Origin of the sequence: Dorea sp. AM58-8, assembly GCF_003464045.1 — a bacterium.
GTDB classification, from domain to species: domain Bacteria; phylum Bacillota; class Clostridia; order Lachnospirales; family Lachnospiraceae; genus Claveliimonas; species Claveliimonas ammoniilytica.
Map to the genome: position 1 here is coordinate 1 of NZ_QSDM01000040.1, position 6,775 is coordinate 6,775.

A 6,775-nucleotide genomic window follows, 5' to 3' on the forward strand; every position below is an offset into this window, starting at 1 on the left:
ACGGAAAGGCTTGTCCTCTCACACATATTCTATTTTAGTAGGTACAACAGTTGCCTTTCTCCTTGTATTTTCGTTGTTTTCATTACTTGCGTTATCTACAACCCCCATGCCCGGCATCCACAACCACTTTATTTCCAGCGACATCTTTTACGTTGTCACTCGCCGCATATCTACTTACTTTTCTGCTGGCAAATATCAGCCCAGCTAACAATAACACTGTAATCACCAATTCTATTTTCTGACGCAAAAAAATATCCTCCGATGGCTTATATCAATTAAATATATGCCTCTCGGAGGATATCTATTCATTTCCACTTACCTGTTAATATCAGACCTTACTTTCTTAGCTCTGATATCAGTTCACATACTTAAGGATTACATCCCAGATATCAGATGTCTCCTGTCCCAGACGCCATGCGGCCGAACCTGCCAGATTGTAATCTTTGATAAGCTGCAGTTTAGGTGCCAGCGATTCCGCATCTTCCAGCCATACTTCATAAGTACTTCCGTCAGCTTCCCAGGTCGCATAATTCTGTTTGGTCTTATCATCCCATTCAACAGTGACGCCAGCCTGCTCTACTACGGTCTGTGCTTCTGCCATACCGTACGCTGTACTTTCTACATTCATAGTATAGTCTTCATTATCCGTCCCTTTTGCTTTTGCCAGTTCCGCATCGGTCTTCGGCGTCTCTTTCCACACTCTCGTAAAGAATGGGATACCACTGATCACCTTCTCTGACGGAACTTCTTTGACCGTCTGTTCTACACCATTTTTCACATAATCATAAGATGCCACAGATCCTGCTTCCGGTGAGCCGCCATAATGCTCATCATATCCCATGATGACTACATAGTCTGCAAATACACCCTGCTCTTTTCTGTGATACTGCTGATTATATGCCTGTGGTACATAGTTATCCACAGAGAGTACCAGTCCATTCTGACGGCACTTTACAGACAATTCGCGAATAAACTGAATGTAATGTTCACCGCACTCCTCTGAAATCTTCTCAAAATCTACATTAATACCATCAATGCCCGTCGACAACGCTGTTGAGATAATCTGATTAATGAGATTCTTTCTGCTTGACGTATGGCTGAGCAGTTCATAGGATTCATCATAAGAATTAATGCCTCCGTCAAAATCACGGATTGCCGCCCATACTTCAATATTAGCCTGATGTGCATAGTTCACAACTTCTGTACTGGCAATAGATTCCAGATCACCATCTGTATCTGCCACATGGAACCATGTCGGTGATAATGTAGTAAGTCCTTTTGTCTGTGCGATCAACTGCAGAATGCCGCTGTTAGCATCGGTATTCGTCACATTGCTCCAGGCCATATTAATCGTATAATCTTTGGAAATATTCGTATATTCCGGCTCTTTAAAGTCTCTGGAAATCTTTTCTTTCGTAACATCCTTCAATGATCTCTTGGCAATATAGCCGATAAATCCATCTTCTGTACGAACTTTCTTCCAGTCACCTTCGTCCTCGATCACGCGTACCTTGTCGTTCTTCTTTACTTCTGTAAGAATCGGGCTCTTCACACCACCCTGATACCGTACCTGTGTGTCACGTTTTACCTGAGCCACATCAACACTTCCAGTCTCGGTATTCACCATTACACGACTCGGCTTATCGTATACTTCAAAATCCATATTCGTATACTGCTTAACAAAATCAAGTGCAATATAAGCTGTACTTCCTTCAGTCTTTACAATGACATACTCTTCGCTGTTCTTCTCTTTTCCAACAGAATAATCCTTGCTTCCCACGCCAACAGATACTACTCCATTCGGCAATGTATACAGCAACGTATTCTCATTCGGATCCCAGTAGAATCTTTCATTGATATAATCCCGTACGACGGAATATTCCACATACGCCTTACCGTCCGTAATCATCCCTTTCGGATCTATGATCTGATTATTCACAACAATAGCAAGCTGATTATCATTTTCAACCCCATAATATTTATTCAAATCAGCAGTCTCTTTCGATGGTCCATACTTCTTCCATAATAAAAGCGCTGCAATAGTACCTACTATTAATATGATCAGAATAATCATCTTCAATAACAGATTACGCTTACGTCTACGGCGTGTCTGTCTCCTTCCCCGTCGTCGTCTTCTTCTCCTCTGATCCATAATCTACCTCCCTGTTATCTTTTTTCATTATACCAACAAAAAACCGGAGCGTCATTATATATTTCGACATTTTATGAATTAGTTAGAGGGTATTTACGTTTCCTTATTAGTAATCTGATGAAAATACAACTCTTTAATGTCACCATTTTCATTAAGCACATAATCCCGCATATATCCCGTATTTTCCCGCAGCATATGTGCGCGCACGATCTGTGTCGGACTTGCCGGGCTTCCTTCCATTTCCATATAGACTCCCTGCTTCTCATATTGATACAGTTCATTGAAAAGCTTCTGATATTCTTTTTCTTCTGATGTCATGGGTTCCTCCCTCAATGCATCAACTCCCAGCGCAGGACTACGTATAAATAAATGACCGGATGTGCATTGTGATATATTGCCGGTACAGAAAATACGATACACTGCATATAATATTATTAGGCATGGATATGTTGTTGAAAAATCTCTGATGTTTTTGAAAATTCGAATACTGATTATAATCTGATTTGTTGAAAGTACTCCTGTCTGGGAATACTATTTTCTGTACGGCTATTATAAATGATTTCTTATGTCTACGCAAGACTATTTTTAGATTTATTTTATTGAACATTTATAATTTCCTATGCTATACTGTCTAAAAGGAAGTGATAATATGAAAATTGAAAAGATTAACGACAACCAGATACGCTGTACTTTAACAAGAGCAGATCTGGCCGACAGACAGCTTAAGCTGAGTGAACTGGCATACGGTTCAGAGAAAGCAAAATCACTTTTCCATGATATGATGCAGCAGGCAGCTCACGAGTGCGGTTTTGAAGCAGAAGATATTCCGCTGATGATTGAAGCAATTCCAGCTTCCGCCGATTCGATTGTGCTGATAATTACTAAAGTGGAAGATCCCGAAGAGCTGGATACCAGATTTTCCAGATTTTCACCAGCCGGTGGCGATTGGGATTCCAAACGAGACGGCATTTCTCCGAAACTTGACGGCGCAGAGGATTTATTGAATCTTCTTGGAAAAGTAAAAGAAAGCATCTCTGCTGTACCTGGACAGGAGCAGGCCACACCGGATAAGGCAGATAAGAAGCCTTCCGATCTGCGACTGTTCTCATTTGGTACAATGGACAGTGCGATTTATGCGTCTCAGCTCCTTAGTAAGATGTACCACGGTTCGAACACTTTATATAAAGACACAGATGCAGATATGTTCATTCTGGCATTGACCCAGTCTGATCATACATCAAAAGATTTTAACAGAATCTGCAATATGCTGTCCGAATATGGTTCTCAGGAGAATTCCTCCGGAGCAACTCTTGCATATCTGGAAGAGCACTGCGATATTATTCTCGCAGCCGACGCTGTTCAACAGCTTGCACAAATCTAATTATAAAAAGCCGGAAGTCCATATGGGCTTCCGGTTTTAATTATGCTTTTCTACATATATATTTTTATATACTATGCATTCAGAATAGCATTCAGTTTCTCTGTCAGAAGATCTGCGTCAATGCCATGCACCATAGCTGCTTCCTCAATAGACTCTCCCTGAGAAGATGGGCATCCGATACAATGCATTCCAATCTCCATAAGAGCTCTTGCAACATCTTCAATCTTATCTCCACTGGTCATTAATAATTCGCCAATTGTAGTCTCCTTATTAACCTGTGCCATGCTATCGCCTCCTTTATCATTTCTGTAAGCATTCCTTATTATATCCGCTTTTTCCCATTGTGTAAACATTTAAAAGCCGTTTCTTTATAAAATTTGACTATTCAAATGTCAAGATACATTTCTCTTTTTTTCGACATTGTTCAAATTTTATTATATCTCCACAAAACACTCGTTCTTTTGTTTTCGTCGAGTAATCAACCAAAATCGCACATTTTAATGTTGATAATGTTGATAAGTGATGATAAAGTACGGTTTTTTCACGGATTTTCTATTTTTTAATGTTGATAACTTTCCAAACTAATGATGACAATTTTTTACAACTTTTTCCACTTTTGTACATTTTTGTGTATTTTGTACATTTCCGCTTTTCTGATACCATTACATAATAGTATACCCTTGTTACATAAAAAAAGTGTGCAAAACAGGCACACTTTTTTCACATTTTATACCACTCTTCTTACCGTTTTTATACTCATACAGGTAGCCGGAATAATTCCGATACCTTTGGATGGATTAATTGCATTCACAATCTGATCATTTCCTATATATATGCCTACATGTCCCTCATATAATATAAGATCTCCCGGCATAGCTTCTTCATAACTGATTCCAGTTCCTGAATATTCCTGATCCCATGTCGTTCTTGGAAGATTAATTCCAAAATGTTCGTACACAGACTGAACAAATCCGGAACAATCTGCTCCATTTGTCAGGCTCGTCCCACCCCACACATAAGGATTCCCGATAAACTGACAGGCATAATCTACAATCTGCTGTCCAAGTGTCGATACATTAGCAGCCTGCTCCGCTGCCTGCCGGGCCGCTTCTTCTTCAGCCTTTTTTCTCTCCTCTGCCAGCCTTGCTTCTTCCTCTTCTCTGGATTCAGCACACGGTACTGCTTCCGTAATATGCTCAGCTGACGATTCGGACATAATCTCATCCGCCCGTTGCCAGGCTTCTTCTCCCGTAATAATATACTTTGTGTATACGTAGCCGGTTACTGATCCGGACTGCACCCTGGTCCACTCACCCACAGGACCGATAATCTCCGATGCAGAACCCGGATACAGCTTACCAACCCATTCACTCTCTCTGGAAGGCTCGCTCCTTATAAAGAGAAATGTATCCGCATCTACATTTGTAAATGCCATTTTAAAATACTCACCTTTTATCGTAGGTGCCAGATAATCCGATACCGCTGTCTCTATTCCAGTCGAGTATGTTTCATTCTGTACCTTACTGATTCCCACTTCTGGCACAGCCACCTGATTATCCGCAGCTCGTACCCTCTCCCCGGGAAACATCATTGTTCCAACTGCCGTAACTAAGAGCAGTCCGTTTCTAAGACTCGAATTCATAAACATCCTCCTTCTTTCGTCTATGTCTTCTTGTCTTTTGTACGCCTGCAATCAGGCCGGCCGAAATACATCGTCGCCAAATGTTACAGAATTGTTACAACTAATACTTTGCCATTATAACAATGCTTGTATTCTCTGTCAAGGCTTACTCCCAGCATTTACAGCTATATTCTCTTACATTTTGCTTGCGATTTCCTTATATTTCCACATCATCTTCTCTGATTTTATTACGCAAATGTTACATTTTGTCGTTTTTTATTATTTTCCAAAATATCTATTGACAAATCGAACTTTTCATTCTATAATTCAATCATAGTAATTATTACTGTTATTGATTCGAGGAGTAAAAGAGATGGCTACATTAAAATACAGCAGACAGCGGGAAGTTATAAAAGAATATCTGGCCAGTACCAAAGAGCATCCAACTGCTGATACGGTATATCTGCATGTACGTAAGACATTTCCAAAGATCAGTCTTGGAACCGTCTATCGCAATCTGAATCTCCTGGCTGACACAGGTGAAGCACTTAAGATTACAACACCTGACGGAGGCGTAAGATTTGACGCTACCACTACCCCGCATTATCATGTACTTTGTTGCAAGTGCGGATGTGTCCAGGATCTGGATATGAAGCCAATTGACACATTAGATGAGCAGGCACAGCAATGTTACAATGGAATCATCCGATCTCATTCAGTCTTATTTAATGGAATCTGCAGTCAATGCAGTAAGGAACTTTCAACACATTGATTTACTTCAGTATAATTACTGATTTAAATATAATAACTAATAATGTTAATAATATTTTAAAGAAAAGGAGATAAAAGTTATGAAAAAATTTGTATGTTCTGTATGTGGTTACGTTTACGAGGGAGAAGCTGCACCGGCTGAATGTCCAGTCTGTCACGCAGGTGCTGATAAGTTCATTGAGCAGAGCGAAGGAAGAACATGGGCTGCTGAACATGTGGTAGGTGTAGCCCAGGGCGTCAGCGAAGATATCCTGGAAGACCTGAGAGCAAACTTCACTGGTGAATGTTCAGAAGTAGGTATGTACCTTGCAATGGCAAGAGTGGCTCACAGAGAAGGATATCCAGAGATCGGACTGTACTGGGAGAAAGCAGCTTACGAAGAAGCTGAACACGCTGCTAAATTTGCAGAGCTTCTTGGCGAAGTTGTAACAGACAGCACAAAGAAGAACCTCGAGATGAGAGTAGAAGCTGAAAATGGCGCAACAGCCGGTAAATTCGATCTTGCGAAACGTGCAAAAGCTGCTAATCTCGATGCAATCCATGACACAGTTCACGAGATGGCAAGAGACGAAGCTCGTCACGGCAAAGCATTCGAAGGACTGTTAAAGAGATACTTTGGCTAAGCTACAAGCCATGCAATCAGTTAATAATAACGCCCTGCAAGTTTACTTGTAAGGGCGTTTATTATTGGCTGATTATACGGCGACAGCCATCAGTGAGAAGTAGCGTAGCGGATTCGAACTGGCATGGCTCACTACTAGCTATTTTTTATTTTAGACTTATTGGGCGACAGCCCAACAGCGAAAAGTAGCGTAGCGGATTTGAGCTGGCTCGGCGTGGCTGATTATAC

At 40.9% G+C, this 6,775-nt stretch carries 8 protein-coding genes; 4 read left to right on the top strand and 4 right to left on the bottom strand.

The window, feature by feature from the left end; translation table 11 throughout:
• Nucleotides 1-208: hypothetical protein (locus tag DXA18_RS15890; protein ID WP_207661825.1), on the top strand; the 208-nt coding region annotated here is incomplete at its 5' end.
• 147 nt (nt 209-355) lie between these two features.
• Here the strand turns inward: DXA18_RS15890 and DXA18_RS15145 are convergent.
• On the bottom strand, nt 356-2,152 hold the full coding sequence (locus DXA18_RS15145) for a glycosyl hydrolase family 18 protein (RefSeq protein ID WP_118384559.1): 1,797 nt from the start codon (nt 2,150-2,152) through the stop codon (nt 356-358).
• 93 nt (nt 2,153-2,245) lie between these two features.
• Entirely contained in the window at nt 2,246-2,470 is a 225-nt protein-coding gene (locus DXA18_RS15150; RefSeq protein WP_118384560.1) for a hypothetical protein, read from the bottom strand.
• A 331-nt stretch (nt 2,471-2,801) separates the two neighbouring features.
• Here DXA18_RS15150 and DXA18_RS15155 point away from each other — a divergent pair, with 331 nt between their 5' ends.
• Nucleotides 2,802-3,533: an adaptor protein MecA gene (locus tag DXA18_RS15155; protein ID WP_118384561.1), complete on the top strand. Its 732-nt coding sequence runs from the start codon at nt 2,802-2,804 to the stop codon at nt 3,531-3,533.
• 71 nt (nt 3,534-3,604) lie between these two features.
• Here DXA18_RS15155 and DXA18_RS15160 read toward each other — a convergent pair whose 3' ends face one another.
• Nucleotides 3,605-3,817, bottom strand: a complete 213-nt coding sequence (locus DXA18_RS15160) for a DUF1858 domain-containing protein (RefSeq protein ID WP_118384562.1) — start codon at nt 3,815-3,817, stop codon at nt 3,605-3,607.
• Between the two features lie 443 nt (nt 3,818-4,260).
• Entirely contained in the window at nt 4,261-5,175 is a 915-nt protein-coding gene (locus DXA18_RS15165) for a C40 family peptidase (RefSeq protein WP_118384563.1), read from the bottom strand.
• A 352-nt stretch (nt 5,176-5,527) separates the two neighbouring features.
• Between DXA18_RS15165 and DXA18_RS15170 the strand changes: the two genes are divergently transcribed.
• Together DXA18_RS15170 and DXA18_RS15175 are read left to right on the top strand one after the other, a co-directional pair.
• Entirely contained in the window at nt 5,528-5,926 is a 399-nt protein-coding gene (locus DXA18_RS15170) for a Fur family transcriptional regulator (RefSeq protein WP_118384564.1), read from the top strand.
• 79 nt (nt 5,927-6,005) lie between these two features.
• Entirely contained in the window at nt 6,006-6,548 is a 543-nt protein-coding gene (locus tag DXA18_RS15175; RefSeq protein WP_118384565.1) for an NADH peroxidase, read from the top strand.
• Nucleotides 6,549-6,775: the final 227 nt, after the last annotated feature.